Below are 23817 nucleotides of genomic sequence, written 5' to 3' on the forward strand. Positions count from 1 at the left end.
TTCATTTATGAATTACTCAATACCCTGGGAAAGGAAGGAAGCTTTGCTCTTCCTAACACCCGGGTATGTTACGATATTCGTCCGGCAATTTGATTTAACAAAGCATCTGGCATCGGACCGTTATGCAGCTTCGTCTCGACAGGAGCGCTGTTCATTAGCATGTCATACATCTGCATCCTGCCTGCGCTGCTTGAAGTGTGCAAGTAGATTTGCTCTGGGTAACGGCCCGTTTCCACGATGTGGCGAACCACTTCATAGCCTGTTGGCTGCGCCCAGCCCAGATCGTAATCAAGCGATAGAATGCCAACCTGCTGTAGATCTAGAAGCTGCTTGCATTCCTCGGCATTTATGGCCAGAACGAATCCTTTGGGGCAAACTCGGTAATCATCCAAATAAACATGAATCATGATTGACCCCCCTGCTCATTGAGTGGCTTCCGTCAGCGATCATTTAAAGATCCTTTTGACAGCTTGTGCAAACATAGGCTTTGCGAGCTGAAACATCGATCTTTTCGATTACTGCTCCGCAGTTATTACACGGTTGACCTTCACGGTCATATACTTGAAAGGGAGCAGTACGAATATCAGCGGCTTGCTCGATGGCTGAAATCGCATGATCACCACCGCCGCCATTTGCAATCGCTTCCTTTAATACCTTATGCACCGCAGCGTATAGGCGTTCCCAGCTCTCTTGCTCGAACATCGGAATTTTGGCATCTGGCCGGATAGCAGCAGAATAGCAGATCTCGTCAGAATAGGCAGCGCCAATTCCGGAAATGACGTTTTGATCCATAAGAGCCGCTTTAATCGCTCCCCTTTTCTTTGCAAACCGCGCAACGAACCGCTCTAACGTCAGCCGTTTATCCAGTGCATCCGGACCAAATTTACCGAGCTTCTCTTCAACTTCCTTGACGCTTAGAAGCTGTAGATCATTTAACCGCAGTCCTACGCCGTATAAAATTACTTCGCCAAAAACAAGCTTTAATTGCGCGCTTCGGCTCGGAAGGTCCGATTCGCTTCCGATATACAAATAAGCCCCTTGCCCCAAATGAAGCAATAGACGTTTCCCGTTGTCCAGATGCAGCAAAAGGTGGAGGCCGCGCCTCTCGACAAACCATAATACTTTTCCTATGATGTCACGTTGCATTTGCTCATCGCTTGCTTGAAATATTTTGGAGCTTGATACCTCGATTCCAGATATTTGAGCCCCTGCAAATTTCTCAGCCAATGAGCTCCTGTAAATATCCAGTTCCGGCAATTCCCGCATGAAGTTTCGCTTCCTTCCTATGTCCTTCGTTAATATTCTTATGCTTCTCTATGTTCTGCTATATATGAACGAAGCTCTTCTAAGTGTTCGCAAATAACCGTCGGCTCGCAGCCTGCTTGCTTCGAATAGTAGGATAAGTTATCTGCATTCGTAAGGCCGGTTAGAACAAGGATCGTTCCGCAGCCTGCCGCTTCTCCGAAGGCAATGTCTGTCGCCAAATTATCTCCGACTACCCACGTTTCATTTGCTTGCAATCCAATCTCATGTAGTGAATATTTCATTATTATGGATGATGGCTTGCCGATAAGAATCGGTTCTTTCCCTCCCGCAGCACGCAGCATGGCTCCAATTGAACCGGCTCCCGGTATGAGTCCGTCGCTTGAGGGCAGCAGCAAATCAGGATTGGTCATAACAAACGTTGCACCGGCATGAATATGCCTGACTGCTTTCGTTAAGCGGTCATAAGTAAAGGTTCTGTCGATTCCCTGCAGAACGAAATCGGGCTGATCCTCCTCTGATAAACGCAAACCAGCCTCGATAACGGCCTTTTTGAGACCGGCTTCACCAACGACGAATACGGCCGCCCCCGGATGCAATTGCGCAATGTGCCCTGCAGCTGCTTGCGCAGACGTGCATACATCTGCTGCCGTGGCGGGAATTCCCATGCCCATAAGCCGATCAGCGACCTCTTCCGGCGTTGCTGAAGAATTATTCGTAACAAAACGGTACGGCATATTCGTTTCTTGCAAATAAGAGATTAAGCGATCGGCATCATCTATCCGATGAGTACCGTGATATAACGTTCCATCGAGATCAATGAGCAAACCTCGCATGATTTTTCTTTCCGTTGTCATCTTCATGAAACCTCCCAGGCGTCTAACAGCAACCACGAAGGCCGTTTCATTCTTTGCTGCTGTATTTCGGAGCTTATATCGTTTTCGATGCCTTGCGGCGAAGGCGCGCAATGCGATTTCGGAGTGCTTCAAGCTCTGCTTTCTTTTTGGTATCAGCACGAAATAGCGACGATTGATGTAAGGCATGCTCAAAGGCCGTATTCACGTAGCTGAGTGCAGAGTCGTAATTTTTGAGCTTATGCTCATAGTACATCGCAAGCTCGATGCTCGCTTCATGTGCCGCTGGTCCAAAATGCGATGGAGAATGAATGATAGCCTTCTGCCACAATAACACAGCACGATCCCAATTTCCAGCCTTCTTGTCACGTGCGGCAAGCATGACGAGCGTCGAAGGTTTCGAATGCTGGATGTTCATAAAGACATCAAACAGCTGCGACGGCAGCTCTTTTCTCCCCATTCGTTCTAGCCAAAGCCCTGTTCTAACCATTTCCTCCGGTTCATCCGGAAGCGGGATGTAGGCTTCAATATTTCCATTCAACAAATGGCCGAAACGAATCGCTAGACAAGCAAGCGAGAGCATATCCGTTTCGTTGTGCTTAAATACGCCTTCTAACGGCGCTGGATTGCCATCCGCTAAATATTGAAAATAGAGCTGCGGTGCAAGTGATCCTGGCACATCGTCAACACGCTCAATCCCAAGACGTTCTTCCTCTACATGGCTTAGTTTGCAAGACAAAAGCGTATTTCGCCAGATCGACCTTGCTGGATGCAAAAAATCGAGATGCTTGGGCTCCCACATTTTACGGCCAAGTCCATTCATGATAAACCGACTCTCAACGAGAGGCCAGTCGAACGTCTTCCCATTATACGTTGATAAAAACGTAAATTGCTGAAGCTTCTCCGCCAAGTACATGAGCATAGCCCTTTCTTCAGCCGGATGCCTGATTAACGCTTGCTCAATGACAAAGTGTCCCTTTGACATATAGCCTATGCCAACCATGAAGGGGACGTTACCGGCCCCAACGCCTAATCCAGTCGTTTCAAGATCCAAGAATAGGATTTGCTCCGCTGTTGATAGCTCCGATGGATGAAAAGCTGCTAAACCAGGCGCAGCGGTGTACAACTCTTGTAAAGCATGTAAGCCATGACGGTAATCCATCGGATAGCGAATGACCCTTAGCAGAAAACTTCCAGTTTCATTCGCCGCCAGCTCTACGCCGAAGGCTGCCCATCCTGGCGATAATCGATCTGGATGCTCGGCTTGATCCGACTCGGGCTGTGACTGGTATTCTATATTCGGTTCATCGGCGACGATGTCAACTTTCGTGCTTTCCCCGCGCAACCGGTTCATTCTATCGCGCATACTGCTCATTGCGCACCTCCGCTTCATCAAGCAGCTTTCTTCTCGTTATTGCTGTTCACCAATTACAATTGAGACAGTAGCTGAACACTCTTCAGTTTCACGTTAAGCCCTTCGATTTCCGTACCGATACAGGATGGGCATCCGTCTTCGCAAGGACATTTACGAATCAGTTTGCTCGCAGCTTCCTTCACTTCATCAAACCGTTTATAGACATCCTCCGCTAAGCCAATGCCGCCCGGGTAATGGTCATAAATAAATATCGTAGGCAGCTGCGTATGCTCTGCTCTTATTTGCGATACGACGTGTATATCGCTTCTATCGCACATGACATGAATAGGAACGATATGTTTTAATACGTTGGCGATGCCAAGCAGAAGCTGCTCCTGCGTTTTAGTTTCGAGCTCGGGATCTATTTCTTTCAGCTCGATCCAAGTTGCACTGGTGTGAAGTTCTTCCTCAGGCAAATTAATAGGACCGTATCCGATATTTTCAAAACTGCTCAGCCTTATTTTCTTAAATAGAGTCGGCATTGCATTAACGACGACATCTCCATAATGTATAGCGGAAGCTCGTTTATTCTCCGTCCGATCCGTTGCTAAGACTTTAAGCTTAACGGCTAGGTTCGCATCTGTGTAATATTCGACATCCACTTTGCGAACGTATGCCTTCTTGTGATCCCAATCCAGCTTTTCGACTTGGTGCTGCACGCCTTCATGCAAATAAATCGCTTCGTCGTGTAAGAGAGTCATTGCGCTAAAGCGGTCCATTTCCCCGATGATTTTCACGTTCGCGGCTTCTGTCTGGTCGATAATAACGACATTCTCCTGCGCGGCCGAACGTAAACTAACCTCACTTGCCGGGAAAGCCAAATTAGCCCAATAAAACGTATCTCCCGCATGGGTGAGTACCCGTTCTTCAGTGAGATATTCCAAGATATCAACGATTTCTAACGTACCGAATCGTTCGTCTTTTTTAAACGGCAGCTCGTATGCCGCACAGCGAACATGGTCGACCAATATGAGTAAATTTTCCGGATTGATTCTTGCGGATTCAGGTGACCGATCAAAAAAGTATTCGGGATTCTGGACAATATACTGGTCGATCGGCGTATTGCTTGCAACCATGAGGATAAGCGCTTCCCCATGCCGTCTGCCCGCTCTTCCTGCTTGCTGCCACGTACTAGCTACGCTCCCTGGATACCCAGTCATAATGCATACTTGCAGCTGGCCGATGTCTACGCCAAGCTCTAGTGCATTCGTACTGACTACGCCTAATATGTCGCCGTTTCTTAAGCCTTTTTCAATTTCACGACGTTGATTGGGCAAATATCCGCCTCGGTAGCCCCGAATGGATTTGGCGCCGATTTCGTTTTTGACGAGCTCTTGTATATGGCTCAATATAATCTCTACCCTTACTCGGCTCCGTGCAAATATGATCGTCTGTATTTTGTTCGCAAGGAAATCCCTTGCCAAGTGGTTAACCTCTACGGTTGCGCTTTTCCGTATGTTTAAAGGCTTGTTTACGATTGGCGGATTATAGAAAACAAAATGCTTTCTGCCCCGAGGCGCGCCATTATCGTCAATCAGCCGCATCGGGCTCCCCGTCAGCTGTTCTGCCAATTCCTTCGGGTTTGCAATTGTCGCGGATGTGCAGATAAAAAGGGGATTGCTGCCGTAAAATCGGCAAATGCGTTTCAATCTTCGAATTACGTTCGCTACGTGGCTTCCGAATACGCCCCTATACGTATGCAGCTCATCTACTACGATATATTTCAAGTTGCTGAACAAGCTGACCCATTTCGTATGGTGTGGCAGAATGGCAGAATGGAGCATGTCAGGATTCGTAATTACGATATGACCTACATTTCTAACAATCGTTCGAATCGCGGGAGCAGTATCGCCATCATAAGTGAAGCTTTTTATGTCAATCCCCATTTCGCTGATGATTTCGTTTAGTTCGCTTTTTTGATCCTGTGCGAGCGCCTTTGTCGGAAAAAGATAAAGCGCTCTACTGCTGTCGTCTTCAGCGATGGCTTGTAATACCGGCAGGTTGTAGCATAACGTTTTTCCTGAAGCCGTAGGTGTTACGGCTACTATATTTTCGCCTTTGCGGATGGTTTCGTAGGCTGTATATTGGTGGGTGTATAGCTGTTCTATACCGCGATTGGCAAATGCCGATCTAATCCTTGGATCGACGCTTTCCGGTATCAATTTTGCCTTAGCTTCTTGAGGCTCGATTTCTGTCCAATTAATAATGTTCTCATTGACTCTTAATTCTTGAATGATTTCCGAAAGCGATTTCTTTTTGATCATTACCTCACACCTCACAATACCTTATATTTTAGCGAATATTTGTTCCCTTTACTAGTCTTTCCTTCTATATATGCAAAGCATAATAATAACCAAACGAAGGGCTGACGCAACTCTAGTCTTTTCATTAGAAAACGTCCCGCACTCGTTGAATTGACAGCCATATAAGAAATCGATATAGTAAAATGATATCTATTAATTAGATACTTATTTAAATATCTAAACATAGGCATGCTTAACTCGAAAGGATGGTTTTTATGCCCATCAATGACTCCTTTAAAGCGCTCTCAGATCCGAATAGACGGAAAATATTGGAATTGCTTCGCGAAAGAGATTTGACCGCCGGCGAAATCGCCGACCACTTCCAAATGACAAAGCCTAGCATCTCCCATCATCTCAACCTGCTTAAACAAGCGGAGCTCGTATGGGATCAACGCCATGGCCAGCATATTTATTATTCCCTTAACGCAGCCGTATTGAATGAACTATTAAACTGGATCATCTCCTTCCAGCCATCTAATCCTGAAGGGAATGAGAAAGCTTGAAATCCAATGTGCTTTCATGGTTTATAGTTTCCTTAGCCCTTATCGCAAGCATAATCACTTATCCGTATATGCCGGAGCTTATGGCCATCCATTGGGACATAAACAAAGAAATTGACGGCTTGGCCAATAAAGCATTCGCGTTATTGCTGCTTCCCGCGCTCATGGTCATCCTGATCGTTATCCTGCCAAAAAAACAAAATTTCCAACAGCACAAGCATAGTCTCTATGTGATTCAAAACGTTATCCTGCTCTCTCTTCTTGTTCTGCATGGCGTAACAATCGCATACGGCTACGGACTCAACGTTGATATCGAGAAGGTAGTCATTCCCATGGTCGGCGTCATTCTAGCAGTATCAGGGTTTTATATGCCTCGATTACAACCCGATAGCTTGATTGGGATTAAGACGGCTCATACACTAGCGAACGAGGCTGTTTGGAAAAAAACGCATCGGGCGGCTGCAAAATTTTATGTTTTTGGCGGCCTGCTCATGATAGTCAGTACATTCGTTCCGAATCCTTACCAAATGTTCGTATTTTTCGGTATCATCGTCATTATCGTGCTCGCATCCGTCTTTCTCTCGTTCCATTTTGGGAAAGACCAGAAATAAAAAAAACGTGGGGAGCTTCTCCTCACGTTTTTTTATTATTCCGTTTGACTTGTTCGTTTTACTTCAACCTGGAGCAAATCTCTGGCTGCCGTCACCGGCTCGAAGTACATAGCTGCCTCTCGTTCCAGCTGGCTGAGATCATCGTTGCTGTAACGTCCGCTAAAATGCGTCATTACGAGGTGTTTCGCTTTCGCCCTTGCAGCGGTTTCGGCTGCTTCCTTTGTCGTGCAGTGCCCGAATTCATGTGCTTTCTCCTCCATGCCTGCTGCAAAGGTGGCTTCATGAACGAGCAAATCCGCATCTAATGCCAGCTTGTTAGCATTTGCACACGGCTTCGTATCACCTAGAACGGTAACGATCCTGCCGATATAAGATGGACCAGTCACGTCTTCAGAATGCACAACCGAACCGTCAGCAAGCGTTATGGATTGGCCTTGTTTAAGCCGTCCGTACAAAGGACCAGCTTCGACGCCTAACTCAATCAGCTTGTTGACCAGCAGTTTTCCAGGCTGATCCTTCTCGGTAACACGGTATCCGAAGCTTTGAATTCTGTGCTCAAGCAGCCTGGCCTCCACCTTAAACCGCCCGTCTTCAAAAATTAACGCTTCTTCTCCCGTTATTTCGTGGATGATCAGCTCATAATCGAGCTGTGTAGCGCTTATGCTGAATATAGTCTCTATATATCGTTTGATTCCTGCAGGTCCATACAAATGTACGGGAGTAACGCCACCGTCAAAGGATCTGCTGCTCAACAGCCCTGGCAAGCCATAAATGTGGTCGCCATGCAAATGAGTAATAAAGATAAACTCCAGCTTATTTAATTTAAGCGGTGAATTCATAATCTGATGCTGCGTCGCCTCACCGGCATCAAACAGCAGCCAACTGCAATGAGGCTCAGGCAGCTGAAGCGCCATTGCGGTAACGTTTCGGTATTTGGAAGGACGGCCTGCTCCCGTTCCTAAAAACCACATATTCATTTTTACTTCCACCTCACTCTTAACAGCAGCTGAGTTAACCTCATGAATGGAAACGAAGAGCCCTCTCAAGCTCGCATACGCGAACGCTCAAGGGCTCTCTTCTAACTTAAACTATACTTTTTCAACATTGAAATACTGTGCTTCCGGATGAGCGAATACCATTGCGGAAACGGATGCTTCCGGCTCCATCATACATCCTTCGGTTAGTTCGACCCCAATATCCTGCGGCCTCATGAGATCAAACAACGGCTCCTGGTCTTCAAGGTTCGGACACGCTGGATAACCGAAGGACACTCGGATGCCCTGGTAGCGCGCACCGTGCCGCTGCTTCATCGTCATTTCCGCTGGATCAGGATAACCGCTAATATCGCGCATGATATGATGGACGCGCTCAGCCATTCCTTCCGCCACCTCTAGTGCAACAGATTGGAGTGCATGTGAACGCAAATAGTCACCGTTATCCTTCCACTCATTAGCAAGCTCGCGAATACCATGTCCGGCTGTGACGACTAAGAAACCAACGTAGTCCATCACGCCGCTTTCCACCGATTTCAAGAAATCCGCTAAACATAGATAAGGCTCAACCTGCTGTCTAGGGAACGTAAAACGCTTGATTTCTTGCAAAGGATCAACCGGATTGTAGATAATTACGTCATTGCCCGAGGATTGCGCCGGGAAGAAGCGGTACATGCCATGCGTTTTAATGATACCGTCCGATGTCCCTTTTTGCAAAATTTCGTCAACCGTTGCTTTAAGCTGCACAGCTTTCTCATTGCCTTCCTTAAGCAAGTTCTCAACGTTGCCCTTCAGTCCAAGGTGATGACCGAGCAGCATCTGCATATTTACATAAGGAATAACATGGGGCAGCGGTACGTCCCTAAGAATGTGACGGTCCAAATCAGGCGGAGTGAAGACTGGCGCGTCCGGTGAAATTTTAGAACGAACGGCACGTGTCAGCTGCGGCAATGGTTTCTTCTCTTCTTCCTCTAATCCGCCAGAAGCTTTGAATGCAGCCATTTCTTCTTCCATCCGTGTTCGGTGCTCAGGATCCATCAGCTTATTGGCAATATCTAGCCCATCCATTGCATCTTTGGCATAAAGCACAAGCCCGTCATATTCCGGACCGATTCTCGTTTTGGTGAATTTTCTCGTAAGTGCCGCACCGCCCACAAGGATTGGAGCATCGATACCTGCCGTACGCAAATCCTGCGCTGTAATGACCATCTGCTGAGCAGACTTAACAAGCAAGCCTGACAAGCCGATTGCGTCAACCTTTTCTTTGCGGTAAGCCTCGATTAATTGCTCCGGCGGTACTTTTATGCCCAGATTTATAATTTTGTAGCCGTTATTTGATAAAATAATTTCGACCAGGTTTTTCCCGATATCATGAACATCGCCTTTAACCGTAGCCAGAATGATTTTACCTTTTACGGAGGATTCGTTTTTCTCCATAAATGATTCAAGATAGTTAACGGATGCCTTCATGACCTCTGCGCTCTGCAGTACTTCTGCCACAATGAGCTCATTTCCGTTAAACAACCTGCCTACTTCCTCCATCCCGCGCATTAACGGTCCGTTAATGACTTCCATCGCGGAATATTTTTTTAACGCTTCGTCGAGATCCGGAATCAAGCCTTCCTTCGTTCCCTCTACAACATAAGAACCAAGCCGCTCTTCTAGCGTAAGATTAGAAATTTTCTCTTTTTTCTCAACTTTTTTATCGCGGAATGCAGCTACAAAGGATGCTAGCGTCTCGTCAGTCGTGTTATAGATCAGTTCCTCAGCCAGACGACGCTCTTCATCCGGTATAGAAGCATAACGTTCCAGCTTTTCCGTATTGACGATCGCATAATCAAGTCCTGCTTTTGTCGCATGATACAAATAAACAGAGTTAAGCACCTCGCGCCCAGCATCCGGAAGCCCAAAGGAAATATTGCTGAGCCCCAAGATCGTTTTGGCTAGCGGGAATTTCTCTTTGATCATGCGAATGCCTTCTAGCGTTTCCACGGCTGAGCCGATATACTGCGGATCTCCTGATCCGACAGGGAACATGTTCGGATCAAAGATGATATCCTCGGCGTTCATTTTATATTTCTCGGTTAAAAGCTTATAAGAACGCTCAGCTACCTCCATCTTCGCTTCACGGGTTACTGCTTGACCGCGTTCATCGATGAGAATCATAACGACAGCTGCTCCATAACGGTGAATCAGCGGAAGGATTTGTTCGAACTTAGATTCGCCGTCCTCTAAGTTAATCGAGTTAATAATCGCTTTTCCTTGCGAATACTTCAGACCGAGCTCAATAATATGATCATAGGTCGAATCGAGCATTAATGGTGCCTTGATCTTCTTAACAACCTGCGGCAAAAACTGATGAACCGCATAGGCTTCGTCAATGTCCGTATCCTGCAAGTTGATATCGATCACATGCGCGCCGCCCTTAACCTGCGCTCTCGCAATTTCGGAAGCTTCATCAAACTTTTCTTCCTTCAGCAGTCGTTTAAACTTCCGTGATCCGGAAATATTCGTACGTTCTCCAATCATGATTGGACGGTTCTCTGGTTCAATGAAGACCGTCTCGATACCGGAAACCGCGTTCGGATGCGTACCCATTTTGGTACGCGGTGCATATTTGGCCATCGTCTCGCCCATCACGCGTATGTGGTCAGGCGTCGTTCCGCAGCAGCCGCCGGCGATGTTCAACCAGCCTTGCTCGGCAAACGCAGACATCTTTTTCGCAAGCGATTCGGGCGATTCATGGTAATGACCGTTCTCATCCGGCAAGCCCGCATTCGGATAACAGCTGATTGCGGAATTGGCAATCTCGCTCAACGTGCGCAGATGGTCACGCATAAATTCCGGCCCTGTCGCACAGTTAAGACCGATGGAAATCGGTTTTAGATGCTCCAAGGAAATATAAAAGGATTCAATGGTTTGGCCTGCAAGCGTCGTCCCCATCGGTTCAATCGTTCCGGATATCATAATCGGAAGCTCTTTGCCAAGCTTATCGAAAGCGTTGCGGATACCGATGCTGCCAGCTTTTACATTCAACGTATCTTGCGAAGTCTCAAGCAATAGCGCGTCCACGTCTGCTTCAATCAAAGCAAGCGCTTGCTCATAGTAGCTCTCTACAAGCTCATCAAAGGTGACTCCGCCGGTTACGGACAATGTTTTTGTCGTAGGCCCGAGTGCGCCTGCAACGTAACGAGGCTTCTCAGGAGTACTGTATTTGGCGCAAGCATCGCGCGCGAGCTTCGCAGCAGCCAAGTTGATCTCTCTTGCCTTCTCAGGTATGTCATAATCAGCCAACACAACACTTGTAGCTCCGAATGTATTAGTCTCTAATATGTCAGCGCCTGCTTCAAGATATTGCTCGTGAATTAGTTGTATAACGTCAGGACGAGTCAGCACGAGCATTTCATTGCAGCCGTCCAGCTCTGGTCCGCCAAAATCATCTTCATTCAATCCAGCCTGCTGGATCATCGTCCCCATCGCGCCGTCCAGAATGAGAATGCGCTCTTGAAGCATTTGTTGTAAGGTCGGTTTCGACAATTTATTACACCCTTCCCAAAATCATTAACACATAGTTTAGCAGAATACCTTCTGTGTGAAAAGGTAATCCATCGACAATCCAATTATTTTGTTTTATAATTAGTATATCATTTAATTTCTATAGGAAAAGAGGGAATGTTCATGGCTGAGATTAGAATTCGCAATACAGAGGAACGGATTCAGGGTGAAGAGGCTGTCCGTGCATTTCTAGATAAGCAAGAGGTGCTTTACGAGCACTGGAACCCGGAGAAGCTGGCAGAAGGGCTTCAACAGAAGTTTGTACTTTCCGATGAAGAAAAACAAGAAATTTTGACGACATATGACGAGGAAATCAAAGACCTTGCCGAGAGACGCGGTTACAAAACGTGGGATATCATCGCATTATCCGATGCTACTCCAAACCTCGACGAGTTGCTTAAAAAATTTGAAAACGTCCATACGCATACGGAAGATGAGGTTCGCGCCATTACTGCCGGACGGGGCATCTTTATCATTAAAGGTACGGATGACGTAGGATATTTTGACGTTGAGCTCGAAGCTGGCGATGTCATTTCCGTACCGGAATACAAGCCGCATTTCTTCACGCTGATGGATAACCGTCAGATCGTTGCCGTACGTCTCTTTATTGAAACGGAAGGCTGGATTGCGCATCCTTTCGCTGACGAGAAGTTCGCGTCTAGCGAAGCGTAAATGTAATTCAAAAATAATGCAAGCCCCTCTTAAGTCAGCAGCTGCTCACTTTGAGGGGCTTTTTTGTTCAGTTATTTAAACTTCGAGAAGCTGAAGCAGCTCTTCAAGATGCTTGATTTCATGCGATGGAATAATGTCATCATTGCGTACGGCAGCATGACGGTTAATCCAAACTGACGTCATTCCCACTGTATTGGCACCTAGAATGTCAGTCGTCAGCTTGTCGCCAACCATGATTCCATGATCGACTTCAATGTCGAGTCGCTCAAGCGCATGCTTAAATATGGCAGCAGCCGGCTTGCCCTGGCCAAATTCACCTGAAATTATAATATGATCGAAGTAAGGAAGTAGTTCCGGCACGCCTGCAAGCTTCTCCCGCTGTAGATCTGGAGAACCATTGGTTAGCAAAAGCAGTTTGTATTTTCCTTTGAGCTGCTCGAGCACACGGAATGTTTCTTCATAAACGATCGGACGCGCGCGACGTTCAGCCGGGAACTGTTCGGCAAGCTTCGCTCCGAGCTCCTCATTATCTATTCCAAGCGACTTAAGTCCTTGTGTCCAAGCAGCCTTTCGGTATCCGGGAGCAAGGCGTTCTAATTTGCGGAACTCTTCTTGTTCGCCTTCAAGGAAAGGAGCCCAAAGTCCTTCAAACGGATTGATCCCAATCATTTTCGTAAATGGAAAGGTTTCATAAGACTCATATAGACCTCTCGCTTCACGGCGTACCGCTTCTTCCAATTCAGCGGGATCAACTCCTGTTGCCTCAGCTGCTGCTTGGCAAGTTGCCTCGAATGCTTCCTTTACGCTTCGGTCATCCCAAAGCAACGTGTCATCCAAATCAAATAATACCGCTTGTTTAGCCATTGTTGTCCAAACTCTCCTGCCTTATTATTTTTCCTGAAAAGGAATATGGTTTGCTTCTGCAAAAACCTTTAGCTTCGCAGCAATTTCCTCCGTCGGGAAACGGTTCGTTAGTTTTGCGAAAACCCAGTTTCCGCCCTTTTGCTGCTCAACGATAACATAGCCTTTCTGCGCGCTAATCCCTTTTATTGCAGCTGCAGTAATTCGTTTGTCGCCTGTCATGCGGCGCGTTTGTACATAATCTTTGCCAATCGTTATGTAAGGACGTCTGAAGTAGAACAATGCTGCCAAGAGAATATAACAGCCAACCGTTATCCAAAACATCGTATCCGTTTTGAACTGGGTCGAGCTTTGCATGAGTATGACGTACATGCCGATAAACAAAATAAGCAATATCGGTGCAATGAAATTGCGACCAACGATTTTCTCCGATTTATCAGCATTAAAAACGATTTGACCATTACCTTGTTTTTTGCGTTTTTTGTTAACAACAGTCATGTTTTTGCGCACCTTGCGCTCCCAGGAACGTGACAAGCTCATTCTCCTCCTATTAAACTACCCTATTCGAACGGTCGACGGAATTTCTCGATAAATCGGTTCGGATAATCATCCGGCAGCGCGCTAGCGCTGTTCAATTGTTTCCAAATTTCCGTCGGCATTTCCCAGCCTAACGCACCTATATTATCTTCGAACTGTTCTAGCTTGCTTGCTCCGAATATCGGCGATGTAATTCCTTCTCGCTGGATCAGCCATCTTAAAGCAATCTGCGCCGGCGTTTTATCAAGTTCTTTTGCAGCCGTCACTACCGCATCAAGAATTGCGAAGTTCTGGTCGGAAGCGCGGTTAATCCAGGAGCTTTCCCCCACCTTAGTGGTCATGCGACCTTCCTTAGGCTCATCACGCGTGTAACGGCCGGTCAGAAAACCTCCGCCTAATGGTGCCCAAGGGATAATGCCTACTTTTTCCTCTAAGCAAAGCGACAGCATTTCACGGTCCATTTGCCGGCTAACCAGGCTATACTGCGGCTGAATGGATACGAAGCGCACATAACGGCTTGCATCGCTAAGAGCCAATGACTTCATGAGCTGCCATGCAAAAAAATTGGAGCACCCTATGTAGCGCACTTTACCCGAAGTAACAAGGTCATCGAGCGTGCGCAGCGTCTCTTCTATCGGCGTAGCATGATCCCATACATGTACTTGATATAAGTCAATGTAATCGGTTTGAAGACGCTTCAAGCTTGCCTCGACGCCATCCAAAATATGTTTGCGGGAGAGCCCCACTCCATTAATATTGCTGGAGGTCGTCATCCGAACCTTAGTTGCTAGAACAATATCGGAACGTCTTTGTTTAATGGCTTTGCCAACGATTTCTTCCGAACGGCCGCTAACGTATACGTTAGCCGTGTCAAGAAAGTTTCCGCCACGGTCAACGAATCGATCAATCATATCGATTGCATCCGCTTCGTTTGTTGTGTTACCGAACGTCATCGTTCCCAAGCATAGCTCAGAGACAGCAAGTCCGCTTTTTCCTAGTAGCTTATAATTCATCTAAGTGACCTCCCATGGGGTTTAAATGATAACTCGCTAATACGCTTAATGCTTGATATCGTCTTTGTCGTCGACAATCTCAATCGTTTCCAGCTGTTGACGGAAATTGTTCTTGAAGTTCGTTAAATACTGCTTGCGCAGCTCGTCTCTTTCAGTAATTTCGGCATCGGATAAACCTTCCGATTTATTTTTACGAGCTAGCTCGTTAATCCGTTCAATAATTTTTGAAAACTCCATTGCTTGCTCTACTCCTCTCATGATGGAAAAACCTCTACTCTATACTTTGACATTTTGTACGCTTAGTTGTCAAGGCGAGGCTTTAAGGAAGGACAACTTGATCGCCAGGCTTTAAGCCTTCCAGGACTTCAGTCTGCTCCGGGGTTTCCAATCCAATCTTGACCTCTTTCCGCTCATATTCGCCATTCCCGGAATCATACATAACGAAATACTTATCCTTCTCGCGAGCAATGGCGATGGATGGCACGACTGTCGCGTTCTCTTGTTTTTCTGTCTCAATTGCACCATTCAAGCTCAGGCCTGCAATCAAATATTCATTAGCCTCCAGTCCGATTACAACTTCGAATTGAGCAGCTTGGATCAAATTATTCTGGTCTGTGCCCGTCTTAGCGAATTTGGAAACGCTCTGAACCTTCCCTTCAATTAATAAGTCATTCTTCGCATTCACTCTGACGTTTACCGACATGCCTTCCTTGATGCGAAAAATATCCTGTTCCCCTACAAGTGCAATGAACTGCAGCTTATTCAAGTCAACGATCTTGCCAACATATTCATTTTGGCCAACCGTATGCGGTTTTTTGCTTGGATTATCGAACAAGAAAATCCCGTTTGCGGGCGAACGGTATGTCGAGCTGCTAAGCATTTCTTTTTTGCTTCGAAGTTCTTTCTCTTGAATTCCAATCGTAACTTCACGAAGCTCTTTGTTTAGCTTGGATACTTCTCTTTCTACTAAAGACTTTTTCCGTTCTAATTCCGATGCTTCCAGCGGCTTGATATCTTCGTCCGATTGAATGAGATATTCATTAAGCTGTGCTTCCAGCCTGGCTTTGTTCATTTCAGCTTCCATTTGCTCAATTTCGTCTTGTACCGTCGATTGATTTAATTTAAACAAAACGTCCCCAGCTTTGACCTGCTGCCCATCTTCTACATTCCACTCGGACACTTCTGAGCTGTAAGGTGCGTAAACGAAGGTCTCTTGCTCATATAGAGATTTTCCTTTTACTTCGACGGTTTTTGATATGGTTCCCTTGGTTGCTTTAAACACGATCGGTTCTGAATCGGTTTCAAGAATGACTGGCTGGGAAGGGTTTCCCAAACGAAACAACCCAAAACTTATAGCTAAGATTACAATTCCGAGAATGATCCATTTCATTTTGCTCTTCATCACAATACTCCTTCGAACTCATAGTTAATCTCGTTTAATCGCAGTCAGCGCATCTGTCCTTGACGCGCTAATTGCCGGATATATGCCAGATAAAATTCCCGTAGCCAGAGCGAACGCCATTCCGATCGGGACCGTTATTAGCGGGATAAAGATGATGACGCCATCCTGTTCATCGGATATATGATGAATAAGCCCATTAATACCCCAGACGATCCAATATGAAAACAATACGCCGAGCAGCCCGCCGAGCAATCCCAACAAAGCGGCTTCGACAATAAACATATTTCTAATTTGACTCAAGTTAGCCCCCAGTACCTTCATGATGCCAATTTGTCTTCTTCTCTGATAGGTCGACATTGTCATGGCTACAACAATTGAAATTGAAGCAATTATTAGGATGAAAACGCCGATACCTAAAGCAGCTGCCTTTATGATCTTGAATTCATTCGCCAGTCTTTCCTTCTGGAACAAATTCGTTTGTGTCGTTACTGACAATTTCTGAATCTGCTTCTCGACCTTCTCAAGCTTGGATTGATTATCGACCTTAACAATGATGGATTGATAGGTTTCTTGGTCATTCTCTGTTAGCTTCAACTCTTTTTTAAGCAGCGCTGCCGTTTGAAGTGAGACATATGCCTTCTTGTTATACATCAGTTGCGCGTCGCTGGAACCGCTAGGCTTTTTTAATACACCAATTACCCTAAGCGGTCTGCTGAAAACTGGCCCGGCAGGTGTTTCGTAGCGAAACTGAATTTGCTTCTGATACATGACGCTCGGAATCTTGCCTGTATTCTCATATTGTTGAATAACTGCTTCATTGTAAGGATCTGCATTTAACTGCTCTTGAAGCTTCTGCTTCGTTTCTTCCTCGATCAAGCCTAATGTAGCCCCGTAGTTCAGAACAATGGCATCCTCCATATTCGATGGTCCGCCTTGCATGAATTCGTTTCCGAAGGCTGTTAGCATTTCCAAATCCGTTCCGATCACTTCGGTTTGGTATTGTGAGCTCATTCCGTCCAAAGTGAACATTTCCAAATAATTGAGCTGCTGATAAGGTGAAGCAGCAGCTACATGCTGCATCTGTTTCATGATGATCAGCTTCTGTTCCGTCAATTTCCCTTGCATGATGGAATCAGTGGCGACTTCTGAAGCAACAACTCCTGTCTGTGGTCCGCTATTTGCTGTAACCGTAATTTCATCCATATTCAAATAACTATTCATTTGATTCTCTATGTATAGTTGAGCCGATTCGCCGATGCTCATCGCGACGATAATGGCTGCGCATCCGATTGAAATGCCGGCTGCGCACAACGCAGTGACTACCTTTCTGCGTTTCACCTGATCCCATGATAGCCTTGTTACATCGCTAATTCTCATGGAATCGTCCTCCTGCGAGCGTAGGCTTCCGTATTTGATCCTGCTCCGTTACCAAATATCCATCCCTAAGCGTTACGATTTTCTCTGTCCGCGCCGCTACCTCTTGCTCATGTGTAACCACAATAAATGTCGTATCCATCGATTTGTTCAGCTGTTGCAGAATCATAATAATTTCTTCCTCTGTTTTTGTATCCAAATTTCCCGTTGGTTCATCTGCAAATATGACGGAGGGCTCCGTAATTAGCGATCTTGCAATACTCACACGCTGTTGTTGACCCCCTGAGAGTTGCGACGTAAACATTTCTGCTTTTTCTGGTATGCCAACCTGTTCCAATAAGGCAAGTGCCTTTTTCTTCCTCACCGCAGGATGCACGGATTGAAATACGAGTGGAAGCTCGACATTCTCCCGCACCGTAAGATTCGCAATGAGCTCATAGGCTTGAAATATAAAACCGATATGACTGCGTCTGAATTCCGCTAGTTGATTCTCATTCATCTTTATGATGTTTTGACCAGCAATAAATATCTCGCCTTCAGTCGGCTTCATTAGCCCAGCCATTAAATTGAGCAGCGTAGATTTCCCTGATCCAGAGCTTCCTAATAAAGCGATCATTTCTCCCTTTTGAACCTGAAAGCTAATTTGATGCAAAACAGCTGTTGTTTCTATCCCGTTCGTAAACGAATGTGATAATTGCTCTACACGTAACAATGTCGTCTCTCCCTTCAGTCCCGATTAATAGACGACAAATTGTAAAAGAAACCCTGCACCTAACAAAAAAAACTTCCTAAACCAAACAGGTCATTAAGATCTGCTTGATCTAGAAAGCAATGGTGTTAAAAAGTATACATAGATAATACGAAAAAATGATCAGATAGACGGAATGATAAGTGTTTGTCCAGGATTAATTTCAGAAGTATTCAATTCATTACGATCTTTTATTCTATATATAATATATCTAATATCGTGTTTCGAATCAGAGAAGCGTTTAGCGATCGCCCATAAAGTATCGCCTGAATGAACAGTAACGACCTGTTCCGCGTTCGAGGCTGTTGCGGGAACTTTACCTGATGCATCCGTACCCATCATTAGAAAACTAGTAAATAGGAGAATGAAAAAAGCAAAACATACGATAGCCTTTATTGAATGACGTTTCACAAAACGGCCGATTCTATTCGGCACGGACTTATTCTCATGTTGCTCATGGATTGATTTATAAAAACTCGGATTCATTATCATTTCTCAGCACCCCAAACGTTTGTTCTGTTTTCAGATTACACGAACAAACGTTTGGTGTCAACAAAAAATGCGAACCTCTGTACTTGAGAACTTATGTTTGTACGAACTCCGGTTCTGTGTTATAATTTTTTGCAAACCTACTAATGGAGTGATTACTGTGTCGAAGATTTCTAACCGACAACATTCGATTTTAGAATTTATTAAGAATGAAGTTCGGGAGAAAGGCTATCCACCCTCCGTTCGAGAAATCGGCGAAGCTGTTGGATTGCTGTCGAGTTCAACTGTGCATGGCCATCTAGACCGCCTAGAGAAGAAAGGTTTAATTCGTCGTGACCCAACCAAACCTCGCGCAATCGAGATTCTCGATCAAGATGGCGTCGACGGCATTATTCCGTTATCCGTAGCGAAAGTGCCAATTGTCGGTAAAGTAACCGCTGGCGTCCCAATTACCGCAACTGAGAATATTGAAGAGTATTTCCCGCTTCCATCCCATTTCGTTGGGGACAGCAGTGTCTTTATCCTCAATGTAATGGGCGAGAGCATGATTGAAGCAGGCATTCACGACGGCGACTATGTTATCGTCCGTCAACAGCAGACGGCAAATAATGGTGAGATTGTAGTTGCCATGACTGAAGATGATGAAGCAACAGTCAAAACGTTCTATAAAGAAAAGAATCATATCCGCTTGCAGCCAGAGAACTCTACGATGCAGCCGATTTTACTTCAGAACGTAACGATACTGGGCAAAGTGATTGGACTTTTCCGCGACATCCATTAATACATGTTCGTTTTACATAAAGAAAAGGCTGGATCGAATGCTATCGCATTTTGATCCAGCCTTTTTTTTGAATATGGCACCTTATTTCCGGAAGCGAGCGTCGACCAGACCCGGAGCGTGAATGCGGTGTTTATATGATGCATCCGACTTCTTTGAGATACTTACACAATGCTATACTGTTTCGATATTTCACTTTAGTAATGTATATTTCAGTTAAGTGTTCTTTTAAACGTCTCTTATTTATTACCGAGCTGTTCCGCCAAACCGATAAGATGTCCTTCATTTCCTCGAATGTAGCAGAGTCGATACGAATTCTCGTACTGAACCACTTCGCCAACGAGCTGAGCACCATACTTAGTGAGTCTGGATACCATTTCGTCAATGTTTTCAACGGTGAACATGACACGTAGATAGCCGAGGGCATTTACAGGAGCAGTTCGGTGATCTGATATTGTAGGAGGAGTGAGAAATCGCGAAAGTTCAAGTCGGCTGTGGCCATCTGGGGTAACCATCATAGCAATCTCTACACTCTGTGAACCTAGCCCGGTTACGCGACCAGCCCATTCACCCTCGACGGTAGCTCGCCCTTCTAGCTTTAAGCCAATTTCCTCGAAAAAAGAGATGGAATCATCAAGGGATTCTACAACGATGCCAACATTGTCCATTCTTAGTAAATTGTTTTTTGCCATAGTTTAATCTCCTTATCTGTACATATTATTTTCCTAATCATCTTCATATTTATTCTATCAAAACTACCAATTACTTCCAAACGATTTAGATTTATCTCAATTCAAGGGTAAATCACCCCGATCAGTAATATCGCCATAATTATAGAACATTAGTTCGTATAAATCAAATAACAACGATAACGTTTCATGCAGCCTTGAAAATAATGACCTTCATTCCTATATGAACGTTTTAAGCAATACCTTTGTAAATCTGAAATAGGGCAAATATCCAATCACTGCGCTTTTACCCTGCATAAGATATGTTGTATTCAAAACGTAAGGAGGTGCATTGAAAAATGTCCGGTTACGTTGGTGGAGCATTTACGAATATAGGTACCATTTTGGTTCTCTTTATTTTATTGGTGATTATTGCTTGCAGCTGCATGAGCTTCGGCGGTTATTAATCAGATGTTCAATTTCATTTTCAATTTATAAATACAAAAAGACCCTTCCCTAGGGTCTTTTTTATCCTTATCAACAATTGAATGATTGAAAAATAAAATCCGTGCTTTATGGTTCATTCCCATTACAAGCAGAAGGATAAATTAAGATGGGCAAGTTTCGTGGATAGGCTTTGAAGCATAGGCTGAACGTAAAGCAATATATTGGAGGAATCAGTCATGGCATTAGGACCTCTTCAACCCCCTTTTTACCCATATCCGCCTTCTTATCCATACCCTTACCCCTATCCTTATCCGTATCCTTACCCTGAAGTGCTCCCTCTCCCCTTGCCATTCCCACAAGGCGGCTTCGGAGGGCCATGGTGGCACGGAGGATTCCCTGGAGGCGGCTTTCATGGCGGAGGGCCTGGCGGCTTTCACGGAGGCCCTCCCGGAGGCTTCCATGGCGGAGGATTTCATGGCGGGCACCGTCAACCGATCTGCATAAAGTAATTTTCTTTGTATTAAAGAATGACGCAGCAAAAGGTGAACGTTCCGGTCTCACGGATGTTCTCCTTTTGCTGCGTCTTTGTTGTTATATAAGGTCTGTTTTTAAACAGCGCTTTAACCAAAAAGCACTTCAGGATAAAAACGTTTTTCAATTTTGCCCAACCTATTACGTTCAAGAAGCGGATAGTCATACAAATACCCTTCGTAAATGGTCATTGCTTTTTCATGTACAAGAAAGTCGTTTGGAGTTACTAGTGTCGAAGGACGGTTCCATAGCTGAATACCGCTGCTGCGCAAGGATTCCGCTACGAATTGCGAACAGAAATAAGAATGTGAAGGATGTAAATCCGTTTCAATTAAAACGCCAATCAAGCCAATCAGATTATAGCGGTAGATATCCTTGTTTTTCTCGAATTCGCAAATAATCTTCTCTAGACTCGCTTTTTGTTGATCCGTCACTGCAATACGGAGAAGCTTGCACTGTGTTTCGGGAAAATGCCTAAATGTTCCCTGATAAACATCCTCTTTAACGAAACCTCCGTTTAAAGGATTCGTAGCTTGTTTCCTGCCGAAGCTATATACCCCTTCAAGCTTTTCGTCCATAACGAGCGAAGCATGATTATAAGGGGCTCTTGTGAAGCTTTTTATTACCCTCGTAAACAAAGTACCAGTGTTGGACAACAAAACATATACGCTATTTGATCGATCATTGTGCACAATTGATTCATCCATGCTGCTCATCTCCTGCTTTAAATGCTGATATATTCTTCATTTACCCGTAAGTAGTTAACTAGAATATAACAAGCTTGGAGACATGCGAATAGTACTAACTCTGTATGGTACTATAGCGTGTATTCTATTTATCTTAGTCTCTACGCTTAATATAATGGCGCTTTACTAATGATAATTAGAAATGATTTCAGCATGACCTTTTAATTATAAAAAATAAAAAAACCTTAACGCATAAGCGTTAAGGTTCCTTGCTATTAATATAGGGTCAAATACTGATCGCGTTCCCATTGGTGAACTTGGGTGCGGTACATATCCCATTCGATTTCTTTAAGCTCATAGAAATGTGCAAGCGCGTGATCGCCTAGCGCTTCACAGATAATATCGCTGCGCAGCATTTCATCCAAAGCTTCCTTTAGATCAAGCGGCAAGCTCGGAATGCCCGCATCCTGACGTTCTTCCTCTGTCATGATGTAGATATTGCGATCTGTAGGAGCTGGCAATGGCAATTTGTTCTGAATGCCGTCTAGACCTGCTTTTAACATAACAGCAAGTGCAAGGTATGGGTTAGCTGCCGGATCCGGGTTGCGAACCTCTACGCGCGTGCTAAGGCCCCGAGAAGCTGGAATACGGATCATAGGCGAACGGTTGCTTGCGGACCATGCTACGTAACAAGGTGCCTCGTAGCCTGGTACTAAACGTTTATAGGAATTGATTGTTGGATTCGTAATCGCAGCCATCGCACGAGCGTGAAGCAGAATGCCTGCCATGTACTGACGAGCGGTCGTGCTTAGGCCAAGCTTGTCCTTCTCGTCATAGAAATCGTTTGTATCGCCTTTGAACAACGATTGATGACAGTGCATGCCTGAGCCATTCACGCCAAACAGCGGTTTAGGCATAAAGGACGCATGCAAACCATGCTCGCGAGCAACGGTTTTGACAACGAGCTTGAAAGTCTGAATTTGGTCCGCAGCTTTAATCGCATCTGCATATTTGAAATCGATCTCATGCTGGCCAGGAGCAACCTCATGATGGGATGCTTCAATCTCAAAGCCCATTTCTTCAAGCGTCAATACGATTTCGCGACGGCAGTTTTCACCCATATCCATAGGCGCTAGATCGAAATATCCGCCTTGATCGTTAAGCTCCGTTGTAGGCTCACCGCGCTCATCTGTTTTGAACAAGAAAAATTCCGGCTCAGGACCGACGTTCATTGCCGTATAGCCAAGTCCTTCTGCTTCTTTCAAAGCACGCTTCAAAATGCCGCGCGGATCACCTGCGAAAGGCGTGCCGTCTGGCATATAAATGTCACAGATCAATCTGGCAACGCGGTCTTGGGTTACCCATGGGAACACTACCCATGTATCAAGATCAGGGTAAAGGTACATATCGGATTCTTCGATACGCACATATCCTTCAATGGAGGATCCGTCGAACATCATTTTATTATCCAATGCTTTTTCAAGCTGGCTAACCGGAATTTCCACGTTTTTGATTGTTCCGAGCAAATCCGTAAACTGCAAACGAATAAATCGAACATTTTGTTCCTGTGCTATACGTCTAATATCCTCTTTAGTGTAACTCACAGAATCATCTCCTTAGTTTGCGAATCAATGGTTATAAAAGTCCTACTAGCGCTTATTTAAGAAACGAGTCAATTGACCTTGAATGAGCGAAGCCTGACCCGGTCTTTTCTCGAGCAATTGCTGTTTAAGCAAACGATGCAGCTGCTGATCGGAGAGCTCGCGACGCTTTACTTCCGATTGCTCACTTACGATCGTCGCATCGTCCGATTCTTTGGAAACCGGATTCATAACCTGTTTGATGCCGGCGATATTAACGCCTTTTTCTATCAATGATTTAATTTCCAAAAGCCGTTCTACGTCATTAAACGAAAATAACCGTTGGTTTCCTGCTGTTCTCGCAGGGACGATCAATTCATGCTGCTCGTAATACCGGATTTGGCGGGCCGTTAAATCCGTCAGCTTCATTACGATGCCGATCGGAAATAGAGCCATATTTCTGCGAATATCGTCAGCCATGTCGCATCAACCTTCCAGTCGCTCATTTATAGATTCATTCTAACCTTTCCGACGCAAAT

24 protein-coding genes are annotated in these 23817 nt (G+C 45.2%); 5 read left to right on the forward strand and 19 right to left on the reverse strand.

Annotated features, from left to right (window positions below; all coding sequences use genetic code 11):
- Window positions 1-68 precede the first annotated feature (68 nt).
- From AC0YN3_RS05000 to AC0YN3_RS05020, 5 genes are all read right to left on the reverse strand, one after another.
- Entirely contained in the window at window positions 69-407 is a 339-nt protein-coding gene (locus AC0YN3_RS05000) for a cyclic-phosphate processing receiver domain-containing protein (protein ID WP_475773980.1), read from the reverse strand.
- A 43-nt stretch (window positions 408-450) separates the two neighbouring features.
- Window positions 451-1266, reverse strand: a complete 816-nt coding sequence (locus AC0YN3_RS05005; protein ID WP_475773981.1) for an Fpg/Nei family DNA glycosylase — start codon at window positions 1264-1266, stop codon at window positions 451-453.
- Window positions 1267-1304: 38 nt separating this feature from the next.
- Entirely contained in the window at window positions 1305-2120 is an 816-nt protein-coding gene (locus AC0YN3_RS05010) for a TIGR01457 family HAD-type hydrolase (RefSeq protein ID WP_475773982.1), read from the reverse strand.
- A gap of 73 nt (window positions 2121-2193) precedes the next feature.
- A complete protein-coding gene (locus tag AC0YN3_RS05015) occupies window positions 2194-3492 on the reverse strand; it encodes a ribonuclease H-like domain-containing protein (RefSeq protein ID WP_475773983.1) in 1299 nt (432 codons plus the stop codon).
- Between the two features lie 53 nt (window positions 3493-3545).
- Window positions 3546-5792 carry a DEAD/DEAH box helicase gene (locus tag AC0YN3_RS05020; protein WP_475774296.1) on the reverse strand — a complete coding sequence of 749 codons (2247 nt, stop codon included), beginning with the start codon at window positions 5790-5792 and terminating at the stop codon, window positions 3546-3548.
- Window positions 5793-6049: 257 nt separating this feature from the next.
- Here AC0YN3_RS05020 and AC0YN3_RS05025 point away from each other — a divergent pair, with 257 nt between their 5' ends.
- Window positions 6050-6337: an autorepressor SdpR family transcription factor gene (locus AC0YN3_RS05025; RefSeq protein WP_475773984.1), complete on the forward strand. Its 288-nt coding sequence runs from the start codon at window positions 6050-6052 to the stop codon at window positions 6335-6337.
- The gene (locus tag AC0YN3_RS05030) at window positions 6334-6945 is read left to right on the forward strand and encodes an SdpI family protein (RefSeq protein ID WP_475773985.1); all 612 of its coding nucleotides are present in this window, start codon (window positions 6334-6336) and stop codon (window positions 6943-6945) included. Before AC0YN3_RS05025 ends, AC0YN3_RS05030 begins: the two co-directional genes overlap by 4 nt.
- A 35-nt stretch (window positions 6946-6980) precedes the next feature.
- Here the strand turns inward: AC0YN3_RS05030 and rnz are convergent, their stop codons facing one another.
- On the reverse strand, window positions 6981-7922 hold the full coding sequence (gene rnz, locus AC0YN3_RS05035) for a ribonuclease Z (protein WP_475773986.1): 942 nt from the start codon (window positions 7920-7922) through the stop codon (window positions 6981-6983).
- 111 nt (window positions 7923-8033) lie between these two features.
- The gene (gene metH, locus AC0YN3_RS05040; RefSeq protein ID WP_475773987.1) at window positions 8034-11474 is read right to left on the reverse strand and encodes a methionine synthase; all 3441 of its coding nucleotides are present in this window, start codon (window positions 11472-11474) and stop codon (window positions 8034-8036) included.
- A gap of 141 nt (window positions 11475-11615) precedes the next feature.
- Between metH and AC0YN3_RS05045 the strand changes: the two genes are divergently transcribed.
- A complete protein-coding gene (locus AC0YN3_RS05045) occupies window positions 11616-12164 on the forward strand; it encodes a 1,2-dihydroxy-3-keto-5-methylthiopentene dioxygenase (protein WP_441942624.1) in 549 nt (182 codons plus the stop codon).
- 75 nt (window positions 12165-12239) lie between these two features.
- Here AC0YN3_RS05045 and AC0YN3_RS05050 read toward each other — a convergent pair whose 3' ends face one another.
- The 8 genes from AC0YN3_RS05050 to yneA all read right to left on the reverse strand — a co-directional run bounded on the left by AC0YN3_RS05050 (window position 12240) and on the right by yneA (window position 18591).
- On the reverse strand, window positions 12240-13028 hold the full coding sequence (locus tag AC0YN3_RS05050) for an HAD-IA family hydrolase (protein WP_475773988.1): 789 nt from the start codon (window positions 13026-13028) through the stop codon (window positions 12240-12242).
- A 24-nt stretch (window positions 13029-13052) separates the two neighbouring features.
- Complete coding sequence (locus tag AC0YN3_RS05055) at window positions 13053-13559, reverse strand: hypothetical protein (RefSeq protein ID WP_475773989.1); 507 nt, start codon at window positions 13557-13559, stop codon at window positions 13053-13055.
- Window positions 13560-13585: 26 nt separating this feature from the next.
- Window positions 13586-14575, reverse strand: a complete 990-nt coding sequence (locus AC0YN3_RS05060) for an aldo/keto reductase (protein ID WP_475773990.1) — start codon at window positions 14573-14575, stop codon at window positions 13586-13588.
- 45 nt (window positions 14576-14620) lie between these two features.
- Window positions 14621-14812 (reverse strand): DUF896 domain-containing protein, encoded by a 192-nt coding sequence (locus tag AC0YN3_RS05065; RefSeq protein ID WP_183560840.1) that lies wholly within the window; start codon window positions 14810-14812, stop codon window positions 14621-14623.
- Window positions 14813-14894: 82 nt separating this feature from the next.
- Entirely contained in the window at window positions 14895-15977 is a 1083-nt protein-coding gene (locus AC0YN3_RS05070; protein ID WP_475773991.1) for an efflux RND transporter periplasmic adaptor subunit, read from the reverse strand.
- Between the two features lie 24 nt (window positions 15978-16001).
- Window positions 16002-17354 carry an ABC transporter permease gene (locus AC0YN3_RS05075; RefSeq protein ID WP_475773992.1) on the reverse strand — a complete coding sequence of 451 codons (1353 nt, stop codon included), beginning with the start codon at window positions 17352-17354 and terminating at the stop codon, window positions 16002-16004.
- Window positions 17344-18063 (reverse strand): ABC transporter ATP-binding protein, encoded by a 720-nt coding sequence (locus AC0YN3_RS05080; RefSeq protein WP_475773993.1) that lies wholly within the window; start codon window positions 18061-18063, stop codon window positions 17344-17346. The genes AC0YN3_RS05075 and AC0YN3_RS05080 overlap by 11 nt, the downstream gene beginning before the upstream one ends.
- 159 nt (window positions 18064-18222) lie before the next feature.
- The gene (gene yneA, locus AC0YN3_RS05085; RefSeq protein ID WP_475773994.1) at window positions 18223-18591 is read right to left on the reverse strand and encodes a cell division suppressor protein YneA; all 369 of its coding nucleotides are present in this window, start codon (window positions 18589-18591) and stop codon (window positions 18223-18225) included.
- Window positions 18592-18748: 157 nt separating this feature from the next.
- On the opposite strand from yneA, the gene lexA reads away from it, so the two are divergent.
- Window positions 18749-19369: a transcriptional repressor LexA gene (gene lexA / locus AC0YN3_RS05090; protein ID WP_475773995.1), complete on the forward strand. Its 621-nt coding sequence runs from the start codon at window positions 18749-18751 to the stop codon at window positions 19367-19369.
- 236 nt (window positions 19370-19605) lie between these two features.
- Here the strand turns inward: lexA and AC0YN3_RS05095 are convergent, their stop codons facing one another.
- Window positions 19606-20058, reverse strand: coding sequence for a VOC family protein (locus tag AC0YN3_RS05095; RefSeq protein WP_475773996.1), 453 nt, complete (start codon window positions 20056-20058; stop codon window positions 19606-19608).
- Window positions 20059-20717: 659 nt separating this feature from the next.
- Between AC0YN3_RS05095 and AC0YN3_RS05100 the strand changes: the two genes are divergently transcribed.
- On the forward strand, window positions 20718-20990 hold the full coding sequence (locus AC0YN3_RS05100) for a hypothetical protein (protein WP_475773997.1): 273 nt from the start codon (window positions 20718-20720) through the stop codon (window positions 20988-20990).
- 111 nt (window positions 20991-21101) lie between these two features.
- Here AC0YN3_RS05100 and AC0YN3_RS05105 read toward each other — a convergent pair whose 3' ends face one another.
- The 3 genes from AC0YN3_RS05105 to AC0YN3_RS05115 form a co-directional block, all read right to left on the reverse strand.
- Window positions 21102-21719, reverse strand: coding sequence for a hypothetical protein (locus tag AC0YN3_RS05105; protein WP_475773998.1), 618 nt, complete (start codon window positions 21717-21719; stop codon window positions 21102-21104).
- 254 nt (window positions 21720-21973) lie between these two features.
- Entirely contained in the window at window positions 21974-23302 is a 1329-nt protein-coding gene (gene glnA / locus AC0YN3_RS05110; protein ID WP_183560858.1) for a type I glutamate--ammonia ligase, read from the reverse strand.
- 45 nt (window positions 23303-23347) lie between these two features.
- On the reverse strand, window positions 23348-23758 hold the full coding sequence (locus AC0YN3_RS05115; protein ID WP_053376247.1) for a MerR family transcriptional regulator: 411 nt from the start codon (window positions 23756-23758) through the stop codon (window positions 23348-23350).
- Window positions 23759-23817 lie beyond the last annotated feature (59 nt).

The sequence above is a fragment of the Paenibacillus sp. J22R232 genome (assembly GCF_056269165.1).

Bases quoted from the DNA above. Each gene is read 5' to 3' on its own strand.
- AC0YN3_RS05100 (WP_475773997.1), top strand. From the start codon at position 20,718: ATGGCATTAGGACCTCTTCAACCCCCTTTTTACCCATATCCGCCTTCT.
- AC0YN3_RS05105 (WP_475773998.1), bottom strand. From the start codon at position 21,719: ATGGATGAATCAATTGTGCACAATGATCGATCAAATAGCGTATATGTT.
- rnz (WP_475773986.1), bottom strand. From the start codon at position 7,922: ATGAATATGTGGTTTTTAGGAACGGGAGCAGGCCGTCCTTCCAAATAC.
- AC0YN3_RS05115 (WP_053376247.1), bottom strand. From the start codon at position 23,758: ATGGCTGACGATATTCGCAGAAATATGGCTCTATTTCCGATCGGCATC.
- AC0YN3_RS05075 (WP_475773992.1), bottom strand. From the start codon at position 17,354: ATGAGAATTAGCGATGTAACAAGGCTATCATGGGATCAGGTGAAACGC.
- AC0YN3_RS05005 (WP_475773981.1), bottom strand. From the start codon at position 1,266: ATGCGGGAATTGCCGGAACTGGATATTTACAGGAGCTCATTGGCTGAG.
- AC0YN3_RS05045 (WP_441942624.1), top strand. From the start codon at position 11,616: ATGGCTGAGATTAGAATTCGCAATACAGAGGAACGGATTCAGGGTGAA.
- AC0YN3_RS05065 (WP_183560840.1), bottom strand. From the start codon at position 14,812: ATGGAGTTTTCAAAAATTATTGAACGGATTAACGAGCTAGCTCGTAAA.
- AC0YN3_RS05070 (WP_475773991.1), bottom strand. From the start codon at position 15,977: ATGAAGAGCAAAATGAAATGGATCATTCTCGGAATTGTAATCTTAGCT.
- AC0YN3_RS05095 (WP_475773996.1), bottom strand. From the start codon at position 20,058: ATGGCAAAAAACAATTTACTAAGAATGGACAATGTTGGCATCGTTGTA.
- AC0YN3_RS05050 (WP_475773988.1), bottom strand. From the start codon at position 13,028: ATGGCTAAACAAGCGGTATTATTTGATTTGGATGACACGTTGCTTTGG.
- AC0YN3_RS05010 (WP_475773982.1), bottom strand. From the start codon at position 2,120: ATGACAACGGAAAGAAAAATCATGCGAGGTTTGCTCATTGATCTCGAT.
- yneA (WP_475773994.1), bottom strand. From the start codon at position 18,591: ATGATAATGAATCCGAGTTTTTATAAATCAATCCATGAGCAACATGAG.
- AC0YN3_RS05015 (WP_475773983.1), bottom strand. From the start codon at position 3,492: ATGAGCAGTATGCGCGATAGAATGAACCGGTTGCGCGGGGAAAGCACG.
- AC0YN3_RS05060 (WP_475773990.1), bottom strand. From the start codon at position 14,575: ATGAATTATAAGCTACTAGGAAAAAGCGGACTTGCTGTCTCTGAGCTA.
- AC0YN3_RS05025 (WP_475773984.1), top strand. From the start codon at position 6,050: ATGCCCATCAATGACTCCTTTAAAGCGCTCTCAGATCCGAATAGACGG.
- AC0YN3_RS05000 (WP_475773980.1), bottom strand. From the start codon at position 407: ATGATTCATGTTTATTTGGATGATTACCGAGTTTGCCCCAAAGGATTC.